The following is a 1,152-nucleotide window of genomic DNA, read 5'->3' on the forward strand; positions in this document are numbered from 1 at the left end:
CTTGTCATGACGAGCCTGTCCCGCCGGATCGATCTCATCCGGGTAGGGGAGATCGCCGCCTACTCCGTCTACCACCAGGGCGAGACCATGCGGCGCCTGTTCGGGTTCGGTCAGTCCATGGACACGCTGCCGCCGCTGCTACGCCCGGGGATGCTCGCCGCCGGGTGGGGGTCGGTCGTGCGTCAGATCGCGGCCGCGCTCGAGGTCACCCTGGACGAACCCCTGGTCGAGAGGCACGAGCGGATCGCCGCCGACCGCGACCTGTCGCTCGTGGCTTGTGAGGTGCCCGCCGGGACGCAGGCCGCCATGCGGTTCGAGGTGGTGGGACAGGTCGACGGCGAAGACCGCATCGTCCTGGAACACGTCACCCGCACCGCGGACGACCAGGCGCCCGACTGGCCGCGGCCCGACCGCGGCAACGGCTGCTACCGCGTCGAGATCGTCGGTGAGCCGGAGATGCGGGTCGAGTTCACCCACCACGACTCCGGCGGCGACCACAACGTGTCCGGAATGCTCATCACGGCAATGCGGCTCGTCAACTCGATCGAGGCCGTGGTGGCGGCCGAGCCCGGATTCATCTACGCAAAGGACCTACCGATGATCACCGGGCGTGGCCTAATGGCCTGATGAGGATCCTTCGTGTGGCCGGGGCGTTGGTGGCCGCCGTCGTCGTCGCCCTGTCCGGGGCGGGAGCCGCGCAGGCGGCCGAGCAGGGAACCGACCCGTCCACACGCGCCCCGATCCCCGTCAACTACCACTTCCTCTCCGGCGCGGCACTGGCGCTGGGCGAGCCCGGCGCCGCGCTGCCCGGCGCCAACGACTGGTCGTGCACGCCGAGCGCGGACAAGCCCCGGCCCGTGGTGTTGGTCCACGGCACGCTCGGCGGCGGCACCACCAACTGGGCCACCTACGGCCCGCTCCTGCACAACGAGGGCTACTGCGTCTACACGCTCACCTATGGGGCGATGCCCGGTGCGTCGTGGCCGCTGAGTGAACTGGGTGCCGTCTCCGATATCCGGGCCGTCTCGGCGCCGCAGGTCGCGCGGTTCGTCGACCGCGTGCTCGAGGCGACCGGCGCCGAGCAGGTGGACCTGGTGGGCCACTCCCAGGGCACGCTCGTGTCCGGGCTCGTGGCCAAGCACGAGCGTGCCC

Annotated in this window: 1 protein-coding gene and 1 pseudogene; both read left to right on the top strand. The window is 71.1% G+C overall.

Features of this window, described 5'->3' with window-relative positions; translation table 11 throughout:
- A pseudogene (locus ACWIE7_RS19360) lies at nucleotides 1-627 on the top strand (diacylglycerol kinase); the annotation flags it as partial.
- A partial coding sequence (locus ACWIE7_RS19365) for an esterase/lipase family protein (RefSeq protein WP_454070360.1) occupies nucleotides 627-1,152 on the top strand: 526 nt, incomplete at its 3' end. The pseudogene ACWIE7_RS19360 and the gene ACWIE7_RS19365, both read left to right, overlap by 1 nt.

The organism is Dietzia sp. NPDC055343, from assembly GCF_053645265.1.